Genomic DNA, 22,577 nt, shown 5'->3' on the forward strand with positions numbered 1-22,577 from the left:
ACCCCTTTCGCCATGGCAGCCAACCCTGAACTGGAAGCCGCGCGCAAGCGCGCCGAGGAAACATCCGCCGATGAGGCGCCCCAGTTCGAAGACGGCTTTACTCTGCGAACCTTTGTCGGTCTTCTCTTTATCGCCTTTGTGATGCTGCCGGGCGGCATCTATCTGGGCTTGGTGGCGGGCATGGGCATTGCCGCGGCCGCCGAGTGGGTTACGATCGTGCTCTTTGCCGAGGTGATGCGGCGGTCGTATCAGCCTCTCAAGCGGCAAGAGATCTACGTGCTGTTCTACATGGCTGCGGCGCTAACGGCGGCTGTATTGGCCGATAGAGGTTTGGCAGGCGGGCCGTTGGCCTACAAGATTTGGGATCAGTTTTTTGCCCAATCCGCCCCCGCTGCGCCTATCGTCGAGGAGATTCCGCGCTGGGCCATTCCACATCCCACATCGGACGCAATCACCCAACGAAACCTGTTGCACGGCGACTGGTGGCTGCCAATAGCGCTGTTGGCCGTTATGGAAGTCTTAGGCCGAGCCAGCTGGATGAGCCTGGGCTACCTAATGTTCCGCATGACTTCGGATGTCGAGCGGCTGCCGTTCCCCATGGCGCCTGTGGCGGCAAGCGGAGCGCTGGCGTTGGCCGAGGCCGGGCACAAAGGCGAAAGCTGGCGGTGGGGCGTTTTCTCTTCCGGCGCAGTGGTAGGAATGATTTTTGGTCTTGTTTACATCGCCGTTCCTGTTGTATCCGGCGCAACGCTGGGCGAGGCGGTGCGCATTTTGCCGATCCCCTGGTGGGACATGACGACGACCACCGAATCGATCCTGCCTGCAGCGGCGCTAGGCTTTTCAACCGACTTGGGCAATCTGATGATCGGGTTTGTGCTGCCTGTGCCCATTGTGGTCGGCGCGGCTTTGGGCAGCGTATTGACGACGGTGCTGGGCAATCCGATTCTCTATCATTTAGGGGCCCTTTCTCATTGGAAGGAGGGTTTCCCCGCGCTCCAGACGCATCTTACGGCCAGCATGGACTTCTGGCTGGCGGTCGGCGTCGGCGTTCAACTTTCGGTCGCTGCGTTAGGTCTATGGATGGCGATCAAGGCCGTGCGCGCCTCTCGCGCCGAGCGCACAGGCAGGAAGTTTGGCAAGCCGCCCGCCGGACGCGGCGATCCGCCGTTGTGGCTGCCCATAGTCGTCTGGATCGCCTCGGCGCTCGCCTACATCGCCATCTGCCGGGCACTGGTGCCCGAATTTCCCACCTGGATCGTCGCGGTGTTCGCCCTAGTCTGGAGCCCGCTCAATAGCTACATCTCGGCACGGATGTTCGGGCTTACCGGACGCCCAGTCGCCTTCCCCTATCTTAAGGAGGCGGCCGTCATCACCAGCCGATACCAGCGGGCCGACGTGTGGTACGCGCCGTTGCCTCTATACGACCACGGGCAGGTGGCGCAGCGATTTCGCGAGGTGGAGCTGACCGGCACCAAGTTCTCCAGCATTTTGAAAGCCGAGGTCGCGATGCTGTTCGTGCTTCCGGTCGCCAGTTTTGTCTTTTGGGCGTTCTTCTGGAAGACCTCGCAGATCCCCAGCACGCAGTTCCCCTATGCTCAAAAGTTCTGGCCTTACCATGCCCAGATGGAGGCGGTTTGGAAGCAGATCAACCGCCCCGAGAGCGCAGCGCAGGATTGGCTGCTGAACGCGCTGGAACCTAAGCGCATATTGGCCGGTTTTGGCGCGGGCCTCGCGCTCTACGGGCTGTTCGGCCTGATGAAGCTGCCCCTGATGTTCTTCTATGGCTTTGCGGGCGGCGTGGGACACTTGCCGCACATGATTCTGCCCCAGCTGATCGGGGCGTTCGTTGGCCGGCGGTTCTTTGCCCGACGGTATGGACTGGAAACTTGGTCGAAGTATGCGCCGATCCTTCTGGCGGGCTATGCCTGCGGCGCGGGATTGGCAGCCATGCTGGCCATCTCGCTGGCGCTGGTGGCCAAGTCGGTTTCTTCCCTGCCTTTCTAAAGTTTTTTGTCAACTTCGCTTCAAGCCTAATCTCTGCCGCTAGGGTTGCCAACAATCCCGTATTAAGTCCTAATTGACGGCGTGGAATGAAAGGATACCGACAGGAAGAGCGGTAGAGGTGGGGCGAATGAGAAGGGCATTGGGTTTCTTGTGCATCGAATCGTGGGTTATTCTTCTGCTGTGCGCGGCAGATTTGCTGACGACCCTGGTTTTTCTTCAGAAGGGCATGGCGGAGGAAGGCAACCCGATCATGAAGTTCTATCTAGAGCACAGCGCGCTGGCCTTTATTGCCGTCAAAGGGGTGCTGGTGATCGGCCCATTGGTGATCATCGAATGGGGTCGTCGTCATCGGCCGATCTCTGTGCGAAAATTGGCACGGGTGGCGGCGTTTGGATATGCGGGCATCTATTTAGGACTGTTCTTGCAGGTAAACGGGCCGGAGGTGTTCGGCACAACGGCCTCGGTTCCGCCTTATTTTGAGAATCCCAATTATGCCGGTCCGGTCGATGTCGATCCGGCTTCGATCGACAAGCGCCCTTAGTTGGGGTATTATTGGGTTTGCAGAGCGCGCTCGTAGCTCAGGGGATAGAGCGCAAGGTTGCGGACCTTGAGGTCGTGGGTTCAAATCCCTCCGAGCGCGCCAGATTGCCATTGCCCGGCCCTCGTAGCTCAGTGGACAGAGCGCCGCCGTCCTAAGGCGGGCGTCGGGGGTTCGATTCCCTCCGAGGGCGCCAGTTCTTCCTCCGCATCAAACGTTGGCGTGCTTCTACGTTTCGAGCCTACACTTTCGGGTAAAATCTTGCGCCCAGCGGAGAGGTCGCATAGTGGTCTAGTGCGCCGCACTCGAAATGCGGTGAGGTGAAAGCCTCCGTGGGTTCGAATCCCACCCTCTCCGCCACTGTTCTCTAATTGGGCTTAACTGGGCGAGCGTTCGGATCGGCGCTCAGCATGATGGTAGCGTTGGGCGATTCGGACAGCGCGCGCACCAAGCGAAGTTGCAAAAGATGAGGATTCTTCGCCAAGATTCGGGCGGTGTTGGCCAGGCTTCTGAGGGTGGCGGCCTGGGCGCGCAAGCCAACGCTCGGCAGGGGGTTATTCGTATTCAAAATTGTGCTACATTTTTGCAAAAGGCCGTTCGCGCGCCGCGCATCGCCGCAAAACCCCACATTCCTGCCAGGCTTGACATTGGGAACAAAACGTGTTATACTCTCGGTCAGAATACGTATTCTAAATCATGGCCGAATTGAACCAATTGACCATCGCCAAAATGGCCAAAGTCTCGCAGGCAACCGTCTCGCGAGTGCTCAACAACGACCCGCAGGTCAATCCCGAACTGCGCGCACGGGTGCTCGTCGCCATCGAGACCGTCAACTATGTGCCCAACGCCCGGGCGCAGTCGTTGCGATCCCAGCGAAGCCAGTTGATCGGCCTCGTCATGCATCGCGCGCCCAGAGAACTGGCCGCCGATCCCTTCTTTAGCGCGCTTGCCGCCGCTATATTGGAGCACGGGGGCGCTCGGGGACACCATCTTTGCGTGGACGCCAGCCGAGAGCTGCAATCGCGCCGTGCTATCTACGACGAATTGCTGCGGACCCGACGAGTGGACGGTCTGATACTGGTGGAGCCGGAGACCGAGGACGACCGGATCGCCCAGTTGAACGCGCAAGGCTTCCCTTTTGTGCTGATCGGAAGCTACGACCGCGATCCTTCCGTGCTTTCGGTGGACAACGACAATGCGGGCGCGGCCAAGATGGCCACCGACTATCTGATCTCGAACAAACGCCACCGCATCGCTTATATCGGCGGCCCGCGCGACGTGAACGTTACGGCCGACCGATTGCACGGCTATCAACAGGGGCTGGCGGCGCGCGGCATCGATTTTGATCCCCAACTAGTGGCCTACACCGACTTTACCGAGGAGAGCGGGCATCGCGCCATGCTGGAACTCTTGGAAGCCAGACCGACCGCTGTCCTCGCCCTCGACGACCTCTTAGCCATGGGAGCATTGCGCGCAATTAAGGAGCGGGGCCTAAAGTGCCCCGAAGACGTGGCCGTGATCGGCTTTAACGATTCGGCGATCTGCCAATTTACCGATCCGCCCTTGACCTCTGTCGCAGTGGACATCAACGAGCTGGCTCGCCAAGCGATCGAGATGCTGACCGATGCCATTGAAGAGCGACCCGTTTTGCCAACACGACGCATCGTGCCCGCTCGATTGATCCGGCGCGCCTCCGCCTAAGATGCTTTCAATCATTCTCGGCCTGACGCTGATTCTGCAAGGCGGCCACCGATTTGAGTTCGTCGCGCCAGCCAGCGCGAAGGAAGTTTTCGTCGCGGGCACGTTTAACAACTGGGAATTTCGCAAGAACCCCATGGCTCGTACGGAGGGTCGCGCTTGGACAGCGACGATAGCGCTGCCGACCGGCGCTTATCAATACAAGTTTGTGGTGGACGGCGATCAGTGGCACACCGACCCCAAAGCGCCTGAGATCGACGACGGGTTTGGCAACAAGAATTCGCTGCTGTGGATCGATCCTGGCGGCGCTCCGGCCAGCGCAAAGAGGGGCGACGGGCACATCACCCGCGCGGGGCTCCTGCACGACCCGGCGCTCTTTAAGTACGTCGCTTCGGACGGAAAAAGCGCGGACGTTGCGGCGCGCGCTCGCAAGGGCGATGTGGAGAGCGTCTCTTTTTCGATTGCTACGGGCGACAAGACGACGCTGATCAAGGCCGATCTGGCATCCGAGGACAGCATTTTCGAGTATTATCGAGCGCGATTGCCTCAAGGCCGATCGACTTACAAGATCGTTTTCAAAGACGGCGCGGTTGCGCAAGAGATCGGCCCGTACGACTTCGATCCGGCAAAAGCCAAGCGGATTGTTGTGCCCGATTGGGTTCAAGACGCTGTCTTCTATCAGATTATGCCGGAGCGGTTTGTCAACGGCGACCCGTCGAACGACGGTAAGAACCGCTCGCCGATCGACTTTACCGGCCGCACCGACGAGTTCTTGGGCGGCGACTTTCAAGGCGTTACAGAGCGTTTAGGCTATTTAAGCGACTTAGGCGTTACAACGCTCTACTTTACGCCTATTTTTCAATCGGTAACGCATCATAAGTACGACACGGACGATTACCGACGGATCGATCGGCAGTTGGGCGGGGAGGAGGCGTTCCGTCGCTTCCTACAGCAGGCTAAGTCGCGCAAGATGCGCGTGGTATTGGACGGCGTGTTCAACCATGTCGGCATCGAGTTCTCTGCCTTCAAAGATCTGCTGGCCAAACAGCACGATTCGGCCTACAAGGATTGGTTTCACGTCAAGCAATGGCCGGTGGCGGTCAAGAATCCGCCCAATTACGAAGGCTGGTGGGGCATTGAGTATATGCCCAAGCTCAATTTGGCCAATAAGGCGGCCCAAGAGCATCTGTTCGATGCGATTTTGCATTGGACCAAGAGCGCCGGGCTGAGCGGATGGCGGTTAGACGTGGCGAACGAAGTGCCCGACCACTTTTGGATCGAGTTCCGCAAGCGCGTCAAGGCTGTCAACCGCGACGCCGTGATTATTGGCGAGATTTGGAACGACGCCAGCCATTGGCTGCAGGGCGACATGTTCGATTCGGTGATGAACTATCCTTGGCGGGGCGCGGTGCTGGATTTTGTGGCGCATCGCCGCATCGGCCCGGCGCAGTTCGACCAGCGAATCAAGTGGAGCCTGACCAACTATCCGAAGCCGGTCGTTTATGCGATGTACAACATGCTGGGCAGCCACGACACGCCGCGATTTATGACCGAGTGCGGCGGGGATTTTCGCAAGGCGGCGCTGGGGCATTTGATCCAGATGACCTCGCCCGGCGCGCCTGCGCTTTACTATGGCGATGAGATCGGCATGACGGGCGGCGCCACGCCGGACAATCGAAAACTGTTGGAACTAAACCCCAACGCCCAACAGAAGCGGCTCTTCGAACAGGTGAAGGGCATGATCGCTATTAGGAAGTCGTCGATCGCGCTGCGGCGCGGCGATTGGCGAACGGTTTATACGGACGATTCCGCGATCGCTTATGTTCGGGAACATGGCAACGAGACCGCTTTGGTCGTCGTCAACAACGGCGACAAGCCGACGAAAGTGGCGCTGCCCGAGCCTTTCGGAAGTTCCAAAGGCCGGTTCGCGCTTGACCCGGCAACTAAGATCGAGCGCGCGGGCGGCGCAACTATCATTGAGCTGCCGGAACTGAGCGGCGGCGTCTGGCTGTTCCAAAAAGCGTCGCCGAACCCAAGGAGACACTGATGAAGCGAAAAGGCTTTACCCTCATCGAGCTGTTAGTCGTGATTGCGATTATCGCGATCCTGGCGGCGATACTCTTTCCCGTTTTTGCCCAGGCGAGAGAGAAGGCGCGACAGACCCAATGCGTCAGCAACTTGCGTCAGTTGGGCACGTCGCTTGCGATGTACGCCAGCGATTACGAGAGCCTGCTTCCGGTTTACGTTTGGCCAGAAAGCTACATCATTGGGGCGCGGCTGATGCCGTATATCAAGAACTACGGTATTTTTAAGTGCCCGACCTCGCCTTACGATCAGGGTTCTATGCAGTATGCGCAGCGGGACAACGGCGCTGCGGACTATCTGACCCCGCCTGAGGACGGTTGCATCGGTCTTGGCACATCGCGGGTTGGTCGAGACGGCTACTATCGCGACATCTATCCGCCCATGGATTACCGCAATAACGAGCGGCTGTGGGCCTATCTGCAGACCGATCGTCATGCGCCCTGTCCGGGTCGAGCGCAGAGCGCCCAGCCGGGATTCTCTATCGACGCGGGCAAGATCACCGATCCGGGCAAAGCGATCGCGTTTATCGACTTTCCCAACGCGTTTTTCGAGTGGCCATACGCTCGATTTTGGGGTTTAACCTTTCGGGGTCGGCACAACGAGGGTTCGGTTACGGTGCACGTGGACGGCCATGCTAAGTGGTATCGCTTCCAAGCGCTCTATCCGCGCAGCGTGCAGTGGAGCGGGCAACTGGTCGAATGGTATCTGTGGGGCACGACCGATGGTGCCGCGAGCGTGCAGTAAGGCTACTTGCGTCCCAGTTTGTCGACCAGCCAATCGATCGCCTTCTTGTTGTCGGTCTCTCCCAAGATATGGGCGGCATCGGCCCAGACGATCTCCTTGGGCTCCTTGGCGGCCTCGTGCAGCCGTTTGGCCGCCGCTTCGTTCACCACATTGTCGTTCTTGCCGTTGATGAAGAGGACCGGGCGGGGCGAAATGCGTCCGACATAGTTAGCCGGGCTGACGAACTGAGCGCGGGCGCGCAGTTCCTCTGGCAAGGTCGCGATCATACTTTGAACCACATCGCCGCCCACGCACAAGACGCTGGCCTTGACTCTATCGTCTACTCCGGCTAGGATCGCGCCCATCATGGCGCCCATGCTGTAGCCCAATAGGCCGATACGGTCGTTGTCCACATCCTTGCGCGACTTGAGGTATTCCAGCGCCTGTCGATAGTCCAGTACGCCGCCCTGAATCATGTCGCCCATCGCCGCAACGCCCAAAGCTCGCGAGCCGCTCTGCCGTTCGCCATGGTTGGGCGCATCGAGAGCCAGGACCGCAAAGCCGGAGCGCACCAGACGACGTCCGTACATGTTGATCATCATCTCTTTGCGGCTGGTAAGGCCGTGCAGGAGCAGCACGCAGGGATATTTGAGGTCGCCTTTTGGCCTCAGGAAGAGGCCGGCAACCTTCTCGCCCTTTGCATTGGTGAATGCTATGTGCTGATGAAAGGCCTCTGAATCGTCCTTATCGCTGACTTCGACTTTCAGGTCGGTCTTCGGATCGTACTGGTAGGCGTTCTTGAGGTCGTCCCACTTTGGCTGCGCCCAGCCGATAGCGATGATCGCAACGAGGGCAAAGAGAGTTTTCATGGTTGGTACTTCTGAAGAACAGTCTGATTTCCTGCTTGAAGGGTTTGAGGCGCGAGAGAAGTTTCTCTCGCGCCTCAAGGTTACTGCTTTACGACGGGTCGCTGACTAAGCCAAAGTTCGTCAGAACCACGGCCAAGTCGCTGTCGTCTACCACGCCGTCGCCATTCACGTCGCCGATTGCGACCGCCAAACCAAAGTTGGCCAACACTGTCGCAAGATCTGCGTCGTCAATGATGCCGTTGCCGTTGACGTCGCCATTGATCAGGCTGAAGTTAGTCGTTACGGTGCTTGCCAGATTGGCCACGTTTTGCCGCTGTCGCAGCCACGTGCCGCTCTGGATCACCGCGCTGATCGTTGCGTTGGCGCCGGCCAGGTCGGTCTCGGTCGAGTACGTTCCGTTTGCGCCCAGCACGACGTTGATGACCTGAGAGCCCCCGCCTTGGCGGACCGTCAGCACTGCCGTCAGACCAGCCTCGTTCAGCGAGTAGTCTTGGCAATCGACGGTACCGACCAGTCTCACGCGAAGCACGTTCAGCGTTCCGTTGCCGTTGCTGGGATTGTACATGGCGTCTCCAGCGAACTGAACGTTGATCGTATGAGCGCCCAGAGCAAGGCCCGTCGGAATGACGTAAGACCGAGTTGCCACACCGCTGGCGTTGGTAACCGCGTTGCCCACGTTGACGCCGCCCACAAAGAACGTTAGCGTCTTGCCCGACAGAACCGCCGTATTGTTGGCGTTCCTGAGCGTTGCCGTAAGGTTCACGGTAGCGCCGCGACGACCGTTGACGTTGCTAACGGTTACGGTCGTATCGGCGGCCAGCACGCGAAGGTTGGCATTGCCGTTAGAAGCGGCATGCTTGGCCTCGCCGGCAAACGATGCGACGATCGGATAGTTGCCGACTGCCAGTTCGGGGATGACGTAGCTGACCGTTGCCTCGCCTGTGCCGTCCGTAACGCCCGATCCGGCGTTGGCGCCGTTCACAGTGAAGCTCACGGTGCGTCCTGCCAGCGGCGCGTTGTCGGTGGTACGGAGCAAGGTCGCCGTCAACGGCACGGTCGAACCAATCTGCCCGCCTGTATTGTCCGGCGAGGTGCTGGTCGGCGCTTGCTGGGCTGTCAGCGTGCTGTTGGCGTTGCTCGCATTGTAGTGCGTATCGCCAGCGAACGCTGCGTTGATCGTGTTGGCGCCCAGCGGGAGCGATTCCGGAATGGTGTACGTTCGAGTCGCTACGCCTGAACCATTCGTTACAGCCGATCCGGCGTTGGCGCCCGCCACCGTGAAGTTGATCGTCCTGCCGGCCAATGTGGCGTTGTCGGTCGTTCGTCGCAGCGTGGCCGTCAAATTGACCGTCTGGCCATATTGACCGGCTACGTTATTCGCTGTAACGGACGTGTTCGCCTTGTTGGCGGTCAGCGTCAGACTGCCGGTGTCAGCGTTGTACAGCGCATCGCCCTGGAACTCCAGCGTGATCGTGTTTGCGCCGACGGTCCATGTGTCCAGAACCTCCTGAACCCACGTGGCGACGCCGCTGGCGTTGGTAACCGCGGTGCCCAACAGCACGCCGCTGCGCAAGAAACGGATCGTCTTGCCAGAGAGCAAGTCGTTGTCCGAAGTTCGGCGCAATGTGGCCACCAAGTTCACGTCTTGCCCAAACGAGCCGGCCACATTGGCGCCCGTCAAACTCGTATTCGACTTGCTGACGGTCAGCGTGTTGGTTCCGGTCGAACCGTTCAAGGACGTTGAGTTGGCCGTCTCGCATCGGATAGTGCGACTGCCCACTCCCAAGGACTCTGGGATCGTGTAGCTTCGTGTCGCGATGCCGGATGCGTTGGTGGTCGCTGTTCCTGCCGAGACGTTGTTCACAAAGAACTCGACGGTCATGCCCGATGCTGCGCCTGGCGTATCGATGTTGTTGACCGTGCAGGTGAGCGAGATGGTCTGTCCAATGACGCCCGCCTTTGCATCTACGGTCGTGGTGGTACGATCCTTGTAGTTCGTCTCGGCGACGAAAGTGCCCCAGTTGGTCTGGCTGACCGCGTACTGACCGAAGAGCCAAACGGTGCGGTTGTCGAACGGATCGCGAGCCGCGCCAAAATAGTCGCCCCAGCGATTTCTGCCGAAGGTATCCAGCACTTGGTAGTTAACGGTGCTACTGCGCACGGTGGCGCTGCCATCGTTGGCCGCCGCGCCGCTTCGCACGCCCACTCGCCGCATCTGGACGTTGGTGCCCGTCCCCGAATAGGCGAACGACAGAATAAAGTCGCCGTCGGTCGTGTTGGCGCCGCCCGGATAGAAGTAACTGGCCGTGCTCGCGCCCAAGCGAGTGTCGTGGTTGACCGCCGTATTGCCCGAGCTTGGATTGACGATCAACAGTCTGACGACGGATTGGATGTTGCCGCCGCCATAATCAAATCGCTCGTTGAACGTCAGATACGAGATGTTGTTGGAGTGCGTGCCGCTGAGCAATCGCGTGTCGATCGTGTCCAGCGCCTGCAATCCGGGCTGCGGCGCATTGGGCGGATTGGTATACGACGCGATCGTGTCCACCTCGGCCGCCAGATTGGGCCCGTTAGCCCATTGATCGGCCCAAGTCGCCCCGGTCGGCCACGTTATTCGACGCGTGGTCAGGCTATTGGTCGCCGCATTGTGCTTGGTGATGTAGCTATAGTGGGTGGCTGCCACGCTCCACATCATGGTCGGCATGATGTAGTAATCGAAGGAGCCGTTGCTGCTCATGTTCCAGTAGTCGTAGCGCCCGGCGCCCAATCCGTTATAGATCTGATCTTTGTTCAGGATCGTGAAACGGCCCGTGTCCAGGCCTCCGCTAGCAGTCGCAAAGCAGCGAGTCGTAACATAGATTGCGTTGTCGTCGAAGCCCAACTGAGGATAGTCCGCCCAAGTATTGAGCGAATTGCCGCCCCAGTTGCCCATGTCGAAGTTGTAGATCCACCAGTCGCCGGTGTTCGCCGTGGGCAGTTCGCCCGCACGGGTAACCGCGATGAGAAGTCTGGTGAACGATGTCGACGCGTTCGTGCGAAGGAACAGCACGATGTATCGTCCTCTCCAAGGATCGTATGCAACCTTGGGGTCGAAGACCAAGTCGCCCAATCCGAAAAAGGTATTGGAATCGAAGTCGGCGATGGCGTTGCCATCTTTATCATAAATGTTGATGTGGTCGTTGACCGCAGTCATCACACGAGTCGGGCCGACCGCAACGTGCGGATCGGGCGGGATGTACTGGCTGCCGCTAGCTTGGTCAAATCGTCGAATGCCTTCCCACGTTCGGAATTGGCGCGGAGCGGCGATGCTAGCCCCATCGACGCCAAGATCGATAGGCATCGGGCCCTCTTGCACGATCTGGCCAGGATCGGCTTCTTCGCCCTTCGGGTTAGTCGGATAGTTGGTAAAGAACTTGGGCAACCGTTGGAAGGTGTGCCCCGAAGCGCCCTTTCCATCTGGGAAATAGGGGTAAGTAACTTCGCCCCTGTGCGGCCCAGGGTTCTGCGGATAGTTTTGAGCATAAACGCCTGAGCAAACGACAAGAACCGCTACCGCCATAGCAGCGGCGCGGAGCGTGCGTGGTTTCATGCTGCCTCCTTTTTAGCCTTAAGGAGCATCTGCCCCTTCGTAATGATTCCTTGGCCTCGGCCTTTGCGAAAAGCGTCATGGCTTCGCCCAAGCGATGGCTCATTCTTTCAAATGCGCCCGCGAGCCGCCTGCGGGGCAACCCGTACCTACAAGTATACACCTATTCTTCCCGATTCCTGCCCAAAAAACTATCGGGTATCATACGACCCCTGCTAAAGAGAGGCAGAAAGACCTATGCGCGCTCCTTTGAAGATCAATCTGAACGATGTCGTCCAGCGTCCGGGCAGACCCGTCGAATGGGAGCTGACCCTTACCCTGGATCGAGAGGAATCTCCCCCTATGGCGGAGCCGCTGACGGGCAAGTTGACCGCAATTTCGGGCGGGAGCATCCTCCGCATCGAGGCCGCCTTTCAATGCGCGATTTGGCTCGAATGCGCACTCTGTACAGGCCGGTTTAAGCATCCGATCGCCTTTCAGTTCGAGGAGGATTATCATGTCAAAGGCATTCCGGCAGGGGTGAACTCGCAGGGATTCGCCCAAATCGAGGACGACGATCCGTTCCCAATCTTCGAAGGCAACGTTCTGCTGGCCGAAGAACTTCTGAGGCAGTATTTGCTCTTGCAAGTCCCGATGCACCCGTTGTGCAAGGAGGATTGCAAAGGCTTGTGCCATCATTGTGGCGCGAACTTGAACAACGAGGCGTGCAAATGCCCGCCCGAACCGAAAAACACGGCCTTTGCGCAGTTGGCCGAAATCTGGCAGCAAGACAACCCGTAGTCATACTGGAGAAATAGATGGGCAATCCGAAAAGAAGACACTCGCACACCCGAGGCGCCAAGCGCCGGACGAATTACAAGTTGGCCGTGCCCGGCTTGAGCCGGTGCAAGCAGTGCGGCGCCGCAAAGTGGCCGCATCGAGCGTGCGCCAACTGTGGAGCATACGGTTCGCTCAAGATCGTACAAGCGATAACCAGCAAGAAGGAAGACTAACCCGCGCAAATGCGCATCGCCATCGATGCCATGGGGGGCGACTACGCCCCAGAGGCCGTCGTCCAGGGAACGTTGGACGCCGCCGGTGTGATCGAAGCGGAGTTGGCGCTCGTGGGCGACTTGGCCAAGATCGAAGCCTGTCTGCCCAAGCGCGACCGGCCTGAATCGCTGGAGATTCACCATGCCTCTCAGGTCGTCGAGATGGACGACTCGCCCGTTGTCGCCGTCCGTCAGAAGAAAGATTCTTCGCTGGTTGTTGCTGCCCAGATGGTCAAGTCTGGCCAAGCCGATGCGCTCGTAACCGTCGGCAATACGGGCGCCGCTGGCGCCGTGTCTCGTCTCATGTGGGGCGCAATCCCAAACATCGATCGACCGGCCATCGCAACGGTCATCCCTACCTATCGCGGCAGCACGGTGCTGATCGACTCGGGCGCCTCGGTCGATTGTTCGGCCAAGCATCTGCTCGATTTTGCGCTGATGGGTCAAATCTACGCTTCCCAAGTTATCGGCATCGAGAACCCGCGCGTTGCCCTGCTGAACATTGGCGAGGAAGAAACTAAGGGCAACACGTTGACCAAAGAAGCCTTCACGCTGATGAAAAGCTACATGGGCGACGACTTTTACGGCAACGTCGAGGGCAAGCACCTGTTCGAAGGCCTGGTCGATGTGGTCGTTTGCGACGGATTTGTGGGCAATGTGCTGCTGAAATCGGGCGAAGGCGTGGCCGAGATGATGATGCGCCTGCTGAAAGAAGAACTGACCGCGCACCCTTTGATGAAGGCGCCGCTCGCCCTTTTGCGCCCTGCGTTCAAGCGTTTTCGCGCTCGCTTGGACTGGCGAGAATATGGCGGCGCGCCTCTATTGGGCGTCAAGGGCGTCTGCATCATCGGGCATGGGCGCTCCGATGCCTACGCCGTTCGTCAAGCGATCATGGTCGCCGCCCAAGCCGTGGCCGGACAGTTAGTGCCCACCATTCACCAGTCGGTGCAGCTGCTTCATCAAACCGAAGCCAAGCGCGCCTAGAGCAGCCCCTTGCCTGAAAAGAGCCTCATCAGAGGCTTGATCAGCTTTGGATCCGACGCTCGAAGCTCCATTTCGAACTCGATCCGCTCGCCCGGCGCGACGTTGGACTCTTTGAGCAGCCAAAACGGATGGCGATACTTGAACGGGCTCAGCCCATCCGCGTTCAACGCCTCTACTCCGGGCGGAAACTCGGCCAAAACGCGAACCGGGCCGCTGATCGGACTCCCGGACCGGTTGACGAGAGAACATTCCAGCACCCAGATCTGTCGAGCGGTATCGTAGCGCTGTACATCGACGTTCAGAATGTGATCCTGCGCGACGGGCGTCGCATAGCGCAAGTTGTAGGTCAGATAGGACTGCAAGGCAACGCTGAACGATCCCGGATCGCCCACAATGTTCGATTGGGTCGGGGCAAACTGGTTCGATACCCAGCTGGCGCCGGGTATGCGGCCGCCGTAGGTTCCCCTCCGCGCATCGGAGGCCGCCAGCGTAATGCCGGTCTCGCCCGTGTTCAAGAGCAGCCCCACCAAGCCGATTCGACCTTCTGACAACGGAGCGCCATAGGGGTAAAGCGCGGACAATGGGATCGCGGCTTCTAGCCCTCTTGGCGGGTCTGTCTTGTTCGGCCTTGGCGAGAAAGCGATTCGCGCCGGTATGCCCGACAAAACCCTTGGGCTGGACGCCGACAATCGAAACGCGCCCGCTTGGGCGCCTACAGTAAAAGGCAGAGCCTCATCGCCGACGCTTCCCGCCTCGGGAGAAGTGTGCAGCGACGAATGCCGAAAGACCGACAGCGCGAACTCGGCGCCAAAGCCCGAGGGCGCAGTCAGGTTAGCGTTAGACAGCAGCCGAGTCGCCGGGCCGCTGTCGTCGTCCATCGTGCCAAAGTGGGATACGCCTCGACCCGAGCCGGGATCGAGATCGATGTAGAGCGCCATGCCGTTTGTTAGATTCTCGCTCAGGTCGACCCGGCCCGCCATCCCCACGTACAAATAAGCCTCGTCGTTATCCACATAGAGAGCGTCGAGGCGATTGGCGTTGGAGCTGGGATTCCGAACCTGCGCGTAGACCGGCGCGCTGTGATCGGTCAGATCGCCGTCGATGAGCATGCCCTTGCGCGGCGGGTCGTAGTAGAACCAAGCTAGAAAATCGGAATAAACCGCGGGGCGGGAGCCCACATCGCGGTAAACCCTTACCCTAAAAAGGTGCAGTCCGGCGCTCAAAACTTTCAGATCGATCCCTTCCAAAACAAACTCGCCGGGATTAAGCCGATCCATCGGCACAAAGCCGTCGCTCAATCCCTCGGGCGTATTGGCCAGCATCGCCCGACCGGCCAGGTCCATGCCAGCGTCCAGTTTGACTACTGCCGAATGGCCCAAGGCGTCGGTGTAAACCCGCACATTGATCTTGCGTTCGCTGACTGTCGCCGCCTCGAAACTGCTGGGCGAAGCATAGGAGCCAGAAGGCAGAGAGCGCTGAGTAAAGGGAATGACTTCGCCGCCCTTGGCCTTAAAAATCTGCACGGGGCGCGTACCGTCCGTCCGAGCCGCCGGCGCCTGAGGCGCATAGAGCACGTAGCCATGGCCGTTGTTCGTCGCCCCCCCGGTCGAGTTGTGCGGCACGCTAATGGTAACGCGGCTATCCGTGCCAACCGTAACCGGCGGCTTTCGACCGCCCAAATCGATCAAAACCGTGCCTGGAGCAAAGGTCGTTTGCACCGTTACCGGAAGATCGACCGAATCGCCCCTGATGTTCAGCCCGACCAACAGCGCGCCCTGACCGTTCACCTGCCTTTCGTACACATAAAGCTGATTGGACGTATGCCGATTGACCAAAGAGCCGCGTGCAAATCGCGAGCGCGCATCCAGCATCCGAACGACCGCATCGCTGCCCTGGCCGAGCGAATCAAATCGGCCAGGCCGCGGAAAATGCCCCGTATCGCTGGGGTTGATGTTGTTGCCGTCGTAATAGACGATCGGTCTGCCCGGACGGGTGAGAAGAAAGGCATAGGCCAAGTTGTTCGAATACGGCGGGCCTTGGTCGTGGCTCTGGACGAAACCCACGCCTAAATGCCCCGCCGCGCCGCCATTTTGATACGTCAGCCCAGTGCCGGCGTCGATCCCGTATCCGTTGCTGAGGGCTTGCGATATGTTCCCGAATCCACTGGAGTTGAACAGGTTGTCCAGATTAAACTTCAACGGAAAGTCCAGAACGTTCATGCCGGTCTTGGCATACTCGCGCAGTTCGTAGCCCGAACTCGTGTAAACCTCGCCGAAAACAAAAATCGATGGATTGGCCGCATAGAGGCTCGGCATCAGATGCGCTTGACCGATCGATCCACCAGGCTGTCGCCCAAACCGCCAAAAGTAGCCGGGCGGGGTGTGCCGCACCGCATCGATTCGGAAGCCGTCAAATCCGATGCCGTTGGTCAGCCACTGCGTCCACCGCGATAGATACTGCCGAACATCCTCGGCGACCGGCGCGCCGCCGGGATAGTATTGGGGCACAAGCGGTTGGCGAACAAAGCTCGGTTTGTCCAACGCATTGAAAGTCGCATAACTGGGCAGATTGAACGCGCCGGTCCGTGCCAGATTGCCATCCTCGTGCGCGATGTCGGCCAATCCCAAGATGTCGTGGTTGAGCGTGCCGAAGCCGAACGAGGGCGCGTTGTTAAAGTCCAGTTCCGTATTGGTCGTGTTGGTCGAAGAGCGAATATGAAAGTCCTCGGGGATCATGTTGGGATAGCGATCGATGGCCGAACTGGCGCGATTGTCGGCGTGGTTCAAGACCAAGTCGCAATAGACCTCCAGCCCAAACCGCTTGGCCAATCGAATCAGTTCTTGAAGCTCCTGCGTCGTACCGTACTGGGTGCGCACCGAGCCTTTCTGCAGCCGATCGCCTAAGTCGAAGTGGTCGAAAGGGTTGTAGCCGACGCTTAGTCCGCCTCCACCCGACTTTTGCGGCGCCGGCAAATAGATAGCCGAGTATCCCGCCCTTACGACCTCGGGCAGTCTCAGCATCATGGTGCGATAGTCGGTCTCGAACCATTGCAAGATCGCGCCGGACGATGCAACTGGAGCGCGTCGGACGACAAAGCCAAAGTCTTGACCACCATTGTTGTCGTAACGAACGTCGCCGTTCGACGCTTGGGCGCGAATGTAAAACTCCAAGTCCGTCCCGGCGGGCGCGGTCAGCACGACGTACCACTGAGTGTTGCTTCCGACGTTGAAATCGAACGAGAATTCGTATTCTTGTACAGTTTGCCAATGATTATGGGTAACAACGGCGAAAACTCGCTGTCCGGCCGCGATTGGATTGGTCTGGGTGGTTACAGACACCGATTGCCAAGGCTCCAATAGCCCGTCCCGATTGGGCATCTGGCCAACGCCGGTCATCCAAAGTTTGGTATTGCCCAACCAGGTCAACTGGGCAAAACCAAACTGAGCGAGCAGGATGAAAACCATGGCGACGACCGAAGCGCGCTTGAACATGAAGCAGATTATACAGCAGATTTCAGGCCGTCCTGCCTAGAATAGTACGGGGTGGATGAATGTACGGAATAGCCAAATTAGGTCAGCTTCTTCTCGCTCGCGACAAGATCACCGAAGCGCAATTGCAGCGCGCGCTAGAGCTCCAGGCGACGAAAGGCTCAAAGATTGGTGAAACTCTGGTCGATCTCGGTTGGATCACTTACGATGACCTCTGGCAGGCACAGGCCGACCAGTATGAAGTCGAATACGAGCCGCTTGCGTTGGAGGATTGGGACCCGGAGATTCGAAGCTTCGTGCCGCACGGTATTGCCTCTAAGAAGTTCGTCTTTCCTGTCCGAGTCATCGGCAACACTCTTCGGCTTGCAATGGCCGAGCCGCACGATGTCGATACGATCGATCAGATTCGGACGGCGTCCGGCCTGCTTGTACAGCCCTGCTTCTGCCCTCCCGACAAGATTCTTGAAGCGGTAGCCTCGCGCTATGCCGACGAACTGACCGACTTTGATACCGAAATCGAGCAGGTAAGAGAAATCGAAGGCCCGGAAGACATCTCTTCAGCGGTCGAGGCCAGCTCACAGCCGCCCGTCATTCGCCTGGTCAACAGCATCTTGCACGACGCGGTCGAAATCGGCGCGAGCGACGTGCACTTCGAACCGCAGGAGCGCTGTTTGGAGATCCGTTTTCGTGTGGACGGCCAGTTGCACAAGGCGCGAGAGGTGCCAAAGCCGATCCAAGCGGCGGTGTTGTCTCGAGTCAAACTGATGGCGGAGATCGATATTGCGGAACGTCGACGCGCGCAGGACGGGCGCTTCACCGTCCGCGTCGGCGAGCACCGAGTGGACGTTCGGGCTTCCTCGTTGCCAACGGTCAACGGCGAGCGCATCGTCTTGCGACTGCTAGACCGTTCGGCGGCTCTGCGCAAGTTGAACGAAATCGACCTGATGCCGGAGATTTACGAACCTTTTGCGCAACTCATCGAAAAGCCATGGGGGTTGGCGCTGGTAACCGGGCCTACAGGTTCGGGCAAGACGACGACGCTCTATGCCGCTCTTCAGCACATCCGCACTGACGCCATCAATATATTGACCTGCGAAGACCCGGTCGAATACACGATCGACGGCATCGGCCAATCGCAGGTGAACGTCAAGGCCGGTTTGACGTTTGCATCGCAACTCCGGGCCATACTGCGCCAGGATCCAGATGTCGTTTTCGTCGGCGAGATTCGAGATCAGGAGACCGCCGAGATCGCCTGTCAAGCCGCCATGACCGGGCACTTGGTGCTGGCCTCGCTTCACACCAACGACGCGGTGAGCGCGGCGCCCAGACTGCTCGATATGGACATTCAGCCTTTCTTGCTCAACTCGGCGCTCATCGGTTCGTTGGCTCAGCGCCTTGTGCGTCGCCTTTGCGTTCACTGCCGCGAGGAGCATCGATCGCCTTCCCTTGCGGTTGCGTTGGGATTGCCTCCCGATACGGCCCTGTATCGACCGGTCGGCTGTTCGCAATGCAAGAAACTCGGCTATAAGGGTCGAATCGGCATTCATGAGCTGTTTGTCGTAACCGATCCCATTCGCAACCTGATCGGCCAGCGCGCAGGAGCCGACCAACTTCGAGCCGCCGCGCCGCCCGGCACGCTTCGATTGATGGTCGAGGATGCGGCTCGGAAGGTTGCGGCGGGCATCACCTCGGCCGAGGAAGCCCTCGCCACTGTGCCCGCCGTGGCCGATCGGATTGCCGCCTGACATCGCGCGCCCATCTGGTACAATATCTCCCGACGAATAGGACAGAGGGGGATTAGCGATGAAACGAACCTATCAGCCCAATAATCGGCATCGAAGCAAAACGCACGGCTTTCGCGCTCGAATGAAGAGCAGAGACGGTCGCAACGTGCTGCGTCGCCGACGTCAGCGCAGTCGCTGGCGGCTGACCGTTTAGGCTATGCTGCCTCCGGCGGCCAGGTTGCGCCGGACGGCCGATTTTCAGCGCCTTTATTCTCGCGGCAGACGCTTCCCTTTTCCTCCCTTCGTCCTGTACGCATGGCAGCGCGACGACGACGAGCCGACAAGGATCGGCTTTGTTTTCAGCCGAAAGTTCGGCGGCGCGGTGCATAGAAACCGGCATAGGCGGAGATTGAGAGCGATCTGCAGAGAGATTTGGCCGAACATGGCGCAGGGATACGATTTGGCATTTGTGGGAAGGGACGCGATCAAGGCGCTGAGCGCCACGGACTTAAGGCAGTTGGTGCAAGACGCTCTTAACAAGGCGGGCGTTTTGCCATGAGCGCCACAGCGAGCGGTTCCGAGCGCAGACCAAGTCCGGTCGCCCGCGCGCTCATCGGTCTGGTAAGGCTCTATCAGCGCTCCACTCAATGGAAGCCGCGCATCTGCCGTTTCGAGCCGTCTTGTTCTGGCTACATGATCGGCGCGATTCAACGGCACGGCGCCGTCAAGGGCGTAGGACTGGGCCTTTGGCGCATCGCTCGATGCCACCCCTTTAGCAAGGGCGGACACGACCCCGTACCTTAACAACAGATATGGCAAAGCAACAACCACAACCCGATCGGATGCAGACGTTCGCCCGAACCATGCTCCTGACCACCGTCATCTGGGGCATCATGATGTTTGTGCTGATGCGCAATCAGCCGCCGGCGACGACCGATACGAAGCCCTCTCAAGAGATTCTCGTCGAAGCCAAAGAGCACATCAAGAACAAGGATTATCACGTCGCCGAAGAGCAGTTGGCCAAGGTCGAACGGAACGCCAAGGGCAGCGAGATCGCCGCAGAAGCCGTCTTCCTGCGCGCTCAGATAGACCTAGAACTGGGCAATTACCGCCGCGCCATGGAGACCATGCAGCGCATGGAGCGCGAGTATGGCAAATCTAAGTTCTTTCAAGAGCGCGGGCGCGAACAGCTGACCAAAGCGACGACCGCCGTCGATGCCGAGAACCGTACTTTCACCAACTATCGCATTCTCGATTCGATCGTCGCCTTTTTTGGCCGCACGCAAATCAGCTATGTGCTGGCAATCGTCGTCATCGCGCTCTTTGTGAGGCTGATCCAACTCCCGTTTGCCAATAAACAGTTCGGGATCACCAAGAAGATGCAGCAGTTGGCGCCCAAACTGAACGAACTGAAGGAGAAGTACCAAGGCCAGGAGCTGATGGAAAAGCAGATGGCGCTCTACAAGCGCTACAAGGTCAACCCCTTCGGCGGCTGTCTCTATATGCTCGTGCCCTTCCCGTTCCTCATCTGGGTCTTCAACATGATCAACCTCTACAAACCCCAGTTTGAGAACGGCACCTTCCTCTGGATCAACCCAGAGATAGGAAAGCTGGCGCCCGGCATCTTGGCCGGCAATCTGGCTCAGTTCGACGTGCCGCTGCTTATTTTATACGCCTTGAGCATGTTCATCACCAGCCGCATGAGCATCATGGACCCCACACAGGCGCAACAGCAGAAGATGATGTCCTACATGATGACGGGCATGATGGTCATCGGCCTGTGGATGTGGCGGTCGCCCGCCGCATTCGTGCTCTACTGGTTCTTGACCAATGTGCTCTACACCGTTCACTACAAGATTGCCATGGCCAAGCCGTCTCCAGCCCTTGTCGCAGTCGGCGAGGACCCCGAAGAGCCCGCTCAGGGCAACGGCAGCGCCATCATGCCAAAAGACTTTCAGCGACCGAAGCACAAGCGCAAGGCCAATCGCCGCTGAACAGGAGGAACGCCCATTATGAACGACGCCGAAATCGTCGAAACAACCGCCGAGGCTGCGACCGCAGGGGAAAACGGCCAAGAATATGAAGCAGACGAAGCGATCGCGCGAGAGATCGAAGCGCTGGTCCAAGAACTGATGGACGAAAGCCCGCTCGACCTGCAAGCGCAGGCGCGCGGCCGACACGGCCGATATGTAGAGTTGGATCTGGCCGGCTCCGATTCGGCCTACTTGGTCAACAAGAGGGACATGGCTCTCGATTCGCTTCAATATCTGATCAACATGATCGTCATGCGAAAACTGCAGACTCAGGCGCGAGTCGTGCTCGACGCGGGCGGATATCGGAAGCGCAGAGAAGAAAACCTGCGCAATCACGCCGTCTTTATAGCCCATCAGGTGAAGCAGAGAGGCGAAGAAGCGCTTCTTGCCGCTATGCCGTCGCACGAGCGACGCATCATCCACAACGCTTTGAAAGACGACCCGGAGGTTGAGACCTATAGCGAAGGCGCCGAGCCGGAGCGCAGGGTCGTCATCACGCCCAAGAAGCAAGGCGACTAACACGACCATCAAGCCCTAAAAGGAGGCGAATAGATGCAGTACGATGTGAAAGATACAGCGCTGGCCGATTCGGGAGCGCTTCGAATAGAATGGGCCGAACAGGATATGCCCGTGCTCCGCTTGATCCGCGAGCGGTTTGAGCGCGAAAAGCCGCTGAAAGGCGTTCGCCTGGGCGCCTGCCTGCACGTTACGACCGAAACAGCCAACCTGATGCGCACGCTGAAGGCGGGCGGCGCGGAGGTTTACCTTTGCGCTTCCAACCCGTTGTCCACTCAGGACGACGTGGCCGCGGCTCTCTCGGTCATCGACGAAATCCCCACATTTGCCATCAAAGGCGAGGATAACGACACCTACTACAAGCACATCATGTCGGTGATCGATGCCAAGCCCCAAATCACCATGGACGACGGCGCCGATGTTGTGGGCATCCTTCATAGCCAGCGAAAAGAAATCCTGGGCGACGTGATCGGCGGCACCGAAGAGACCACCACGGGCGTCATTCGATTGCGAGCCATGGCCAAGGACGGCGTGCTCAACTACCCCATCATCGCCGTCAACGACGCCATGACCAAGCATCTGTTCGATAACCGCTACGGCACCGGACAGAGCACGTTGGACGGCGTGCTGCGGGCGACGAATCTGCTGATTGCCGGACGCACCGTCGCAGTGGCCGGATATGGCTGGTGCGGCAAAGGCATCGCGAGCCGCGCGCGCGGCATGAACGCCAGAGTGATCGTAACCGAGATCGATCCGATCAAGGGGCTCGAAGCCTTGATGGACGGTCACCAGGTAATGACTATGGAAGAAGCCGCCCCGCTGGCCGACATCATCATCACAGTAACCGGCAACAAGCACGTGCTGCGCGAGGAGCATTATCGCAAGATGAAGAGCGGCGCGGTGTTGGCCAACAGCGGCCACTTTAACGTCGAGATCGACATCCCGACCTTGGAACGCATCTCCGTAGGAAAGCGCAAAATCCGCCCGTTCGTCGATGAGTACAAGATGGGCGACGGCCGCCGAATCTACCTGCTGGGCGAGGGACGCCTGATCAACCTGGCTTCCGCCGAAGGCCACCCTGCCAGCGTCATGGACATGAGCTTCGCCAATCAAGCCCTCAGCGCCGAGTACATGTTCAAGAACGCCTCGAGGCTCGAGAAGACCGTCATGTCCGTTCCCGAGGAACTGGACAAGGAGATCGCCAGGCTCAAACTGGTGTCCTTGGGCATCGACATCGACAAGCTGACCGACGAACAGAAGGCCTACCTCGCCGGTTGGCAGGAAGGCACCTAAGCCAA

Annotated in this window: 19 protein-coding genes and 3 tRNA genes; 18 read left to right on the plus strand and 4 right to left on the minus strand. The window is 59.1% G+C overall.

The window, feature by feature from the left end:
- Window positions 1-12: 12 nt before the first annotated feature.
- The 5 genes from HUU60_05890 (at window position 13) to HUU60_05910 (ending at window position 2,902) form a co-directional block, all read left to right on the plus strand.
- Entirely contained in the window at window positions 13-2,004 is a 1,992-nt protein-coding gene (locus tag HUU60_05890; protein NUL82241.1) for a peptide transporter, read from the plus strand.
- A gap of 127 nt (window positions 2,005-2,131) precedes the next feature.
- The gene (locus HUU60_05895; GenBank protein ID NUL82242.1) at window positions 2,132-2,545 is read left to right on the plus strand and encodes a hypothetical protein; all 414 of its coding nucleotides are present in this window, start codon (window positions 2,132-2,134) and stop codon (window positions 2,543-2,545) included.
- 26 nt (window positions 2,546-2,571) lie between these two features.
- Window positions 2,572-2,647 (plus strand) — tRNA-Arg (locus HUU60_05900).
- Window positions 2,648-2,662: 15 nt separating this feature from the next.
- Window positions 2,663-2,738 (plus strand) — tRNA-Arg (locus tag HUU60_05905).
- Window positions 2,739-2,814: 76 nt separating this feature from the next.
- A tRNA-Ser gene (locus tag HUU60_05910) sits at window positions 2,815-2,902 on the plus strand.
- Window positions 2,903-2,909: 7 nt separating this feature from the next.
- On the opposite strand, the gene HUU60_05915 is transcribed toward HUU60_05910, so the two are convergent.
- Window positions 2,910-3,110 (minus strand): hypothetical protein, encoded by a 201-nt coding sequence (locus HUU60_05915; protein ID NUL82243.1) that lies wholly within the window; start codon window positions 3,108-3,110, stop codon window positions 2,910-2,912.
- Window positions 3,111-3,238: 128 nt separating this feature from the next.
- Here HUU60_05915 and HUU60_05920 point away from each other — a divergent pair, with 128 nt between their 5' ends.
- From HUU60_05920 to HUU60_05930, 3 genes are read left to right on the plus strand one after another with little or no spacing between them, the layout of a single operon-like run.
- Window positions 3,239-4,243 (plus strand): LacI family DNA-binding transcriptional regulator, encoded by a 1,005-nt coding sequence (locus HUU60_05920; protein ID NUL82244.1) that lies wholly within the window; start codon window positions 3,239-3,241, stop codon window positions 4,241-4,243.
- A gap of 1 nt (window position 4,244) precedes the next feature.
- A complete protein-coding gene (locus HUU60_05925) occupies window positions 4,245-6,287 on the plus strand; it encodes an alpha-glucosidase C-terminal domain-containing protein (protein ID NUL82245.1) in 2,043 nt (680 codons plus the stop codon).
- Window positions 6,287-7,069, plus strand: coding sequence for a prepilin-type N-terminal cleavage/methylation domain-containing protein (locus HUU60_05930; protein NUL82246.1), 783 nt, complete (start codon window positions 6,287-6,289; stop codon window positions 7,067-7,069). The genes HUU60_05925 and HUU60_05930 overlap by 1 nt, the downstream gene beginning before the upstream one ends.
- Before the next feature lie 2 nt (window positions 7,070-7,071).
- Here the strand turns inward: HUU60_05930 and HUU60_05935 are convergent, their stop codons facing one another.
- Window positions 7,072-7,917: an alpha/beta fold hydrolase gene (locus HUU60_05935; protein NUL82247.1), complete on the minus strand. Its 846-nt coding sequence runs from the start codon at window positions 7,915-7,917 to the stop codon at window positions 7,072-7,074.
- Between the two features lie 88 nt (window positions 7,918-8,005).
- Window positions 8,006-11,506 carry an Ig-like domain repeat protein gene (locus HUU60_05940; protein NUL82248.1) on the minus strand — a complete coding sequence of 1,167 codons (3,501 nt, stop codon included), beginning with the start codon at window positions 11,504-11,506 and terminating at the stop codon, window positions 8,006-8,008.
- Window positions 11,507-11,740: 234 nt separating this feature from the next.
- Between HUU60_05940 and HUU60_05945 the strand changes: the two genes are divergently transcribed.
- The 3 genes from HUU60_05945 to plsX are packed head-to-tail and all read left to right on the plus strand — an operon-like array spanning window position 11,741 to window position 13,518.
- Complete coding sequence (locus HUU60_05945) at window positions 11,741-12,283, plus strand: DUF177 domain-containing protein (GenBank protein NUL82249.1); 543 nt, start codon at window positions 11,741-11,743, stop codon at window positions 12,281-12,283.
- A 17-nt stretch (window positions 12,284-12,300) separates the two neighbouring features.
- Complete coding sequence (gene rpmF / locus HUU60_05950; GenBank protein ID NUL82250.1) at window positions 12,301-12,495, plus strand: 50S ribosomal protein L32; 195 nt, start codon at window positions 12,301-12,303, stop codon at window positions 12,493-12,495.
- Window positions 12,496-12,504: 9 nt separating this feature from the next.
- Entirely contained in the window at window positions 12,505-13,518 is a 1,014-nt protein-coding gene (gene plsX / locus HUU60_05955; protein NUL82251.1) for a phosphate acyltransferase PlsX, read from the plus strand.
- Here plsX and HUU60_05960 read toward each other — a convergent pair.
- Window positions 13,515-17,009 (minus strand): hypothetical protein, encoded by a 3,495-nt coding sequence (locus HUU60_05960; protein ID NUL82252.1) that lies wholly within the window; start codon window positions 17,007-17,009, stop codon window positions 13,515-13,517. The two genes, plsX and HUU60_05960, sit on opposite strands and share 4 nt — an antisense overlap.
- A gap of 59 nt (window positions 17,010-17,068) precedes the next feature.
- Between HUU60_05960 and tadA the strand changes: the two genes are divergently transcribed.
- Genes tadA through HUU60_05995 form a run of 7 tightly spaced genes read left to right on the plus strand, consistent with a single transcriptional unit; the run spans window position 17,069 to window position 22,572 of the window.
- Window positions 17,069-18,751, plus strand: a complete 1,683-nt coding sequence (gene tadA / locus HUU60_05965) for a Flp pilus assembly complex ATPase component TadA (protein NUL82253.1) — start codon at window positions 17,069-17,071, stop codon at window positions 18,749-18,751.
- A gap of 58 nt (window positions 18,752-18,809) precedes the next feature.
- The gene (rpmH, locus tag HUU60_05970) at window positions 18,810-18,944 is read left to right on the plus strand and encodes a 50S ribosomal protein L34 (protein ID NUL82254.1); all 135 of its coding nucleotides are present in this window, start codon (window positions 18,810-18,812) and stop codon (window positions 18,942-18,944) included.
- A gap of 3 nt (window positions 18,945-18,947) precedes the next feature.
- Window positions 18,948-19,289: a ribonuclease P protein component gene (gene rnpA, locus HUU60_05975; GenBank protein ID NUL82255.1), complete on the plus strand. Its 342-nt coding sequence runs from the start codon at window positions 18,948-18,950 to the stop codon at window positions 19,287-19,289.
- Entirely contained in the window at window positions 19,286-19,534 is a 249-nt protein-coding gene (yidD, locus tag HUU60_05980; protein NUL82256.1) for a membrane protein insertion efficiency factor YidD, read from the plus strand. The genes rnpA and yidD overlap by 4 nt, the downstream gene beginning before the upstream one ends.
- Window positions 19,535-19,542: 8 nt before the next feature.
- Window positions 19,543-20,724: a membrane protein insertase YidC gene (gene yidC, locus HUU60_05985; protein ID NUL82257.1), complete on the plus strand. Its 1,182-nt coding sequence runs from the start codon at window positions 19,543-19,545 to the stop codon at window positions 20,722-20,724.
- 18 nt (window positions 20,725-20,742) lie between these two features.
- Window positions 20,743-21,282: a hypothetical protein gene (locus tag HUU60_05990; GenBank protein NUL82258.1), complete on the plus strand. Its 540-nt coding sequence runs from the start codon at window positions 20,743-20,745 to the stop codon at window positions 21,280-21,282.
- A gap of 33 nt (window positions 21,283-21,315) precedes the next feature.
- Window positions 21,316-22,572 (plus strand): adenosylhomocysteinase, encoded by a 1,257-nt coding sequence (locus HUU60_05995; GenBank protein NUL82259.1) that lies wholly within the window; start codon window positions 21,316-21,318, stop codon window positions 22,570-22,572.
- Window positions 22,573-22,577 lie beyond the last annotated feature (5 nt).

This window comes from Armatimonadota bacterium (assembly GCA_013359125.1).
Classification (GTDB): Bacteria; Armatimonadota; Fimbriimonadia; order Fimbriimonadales; family GBS-DC; genus JABWCR01.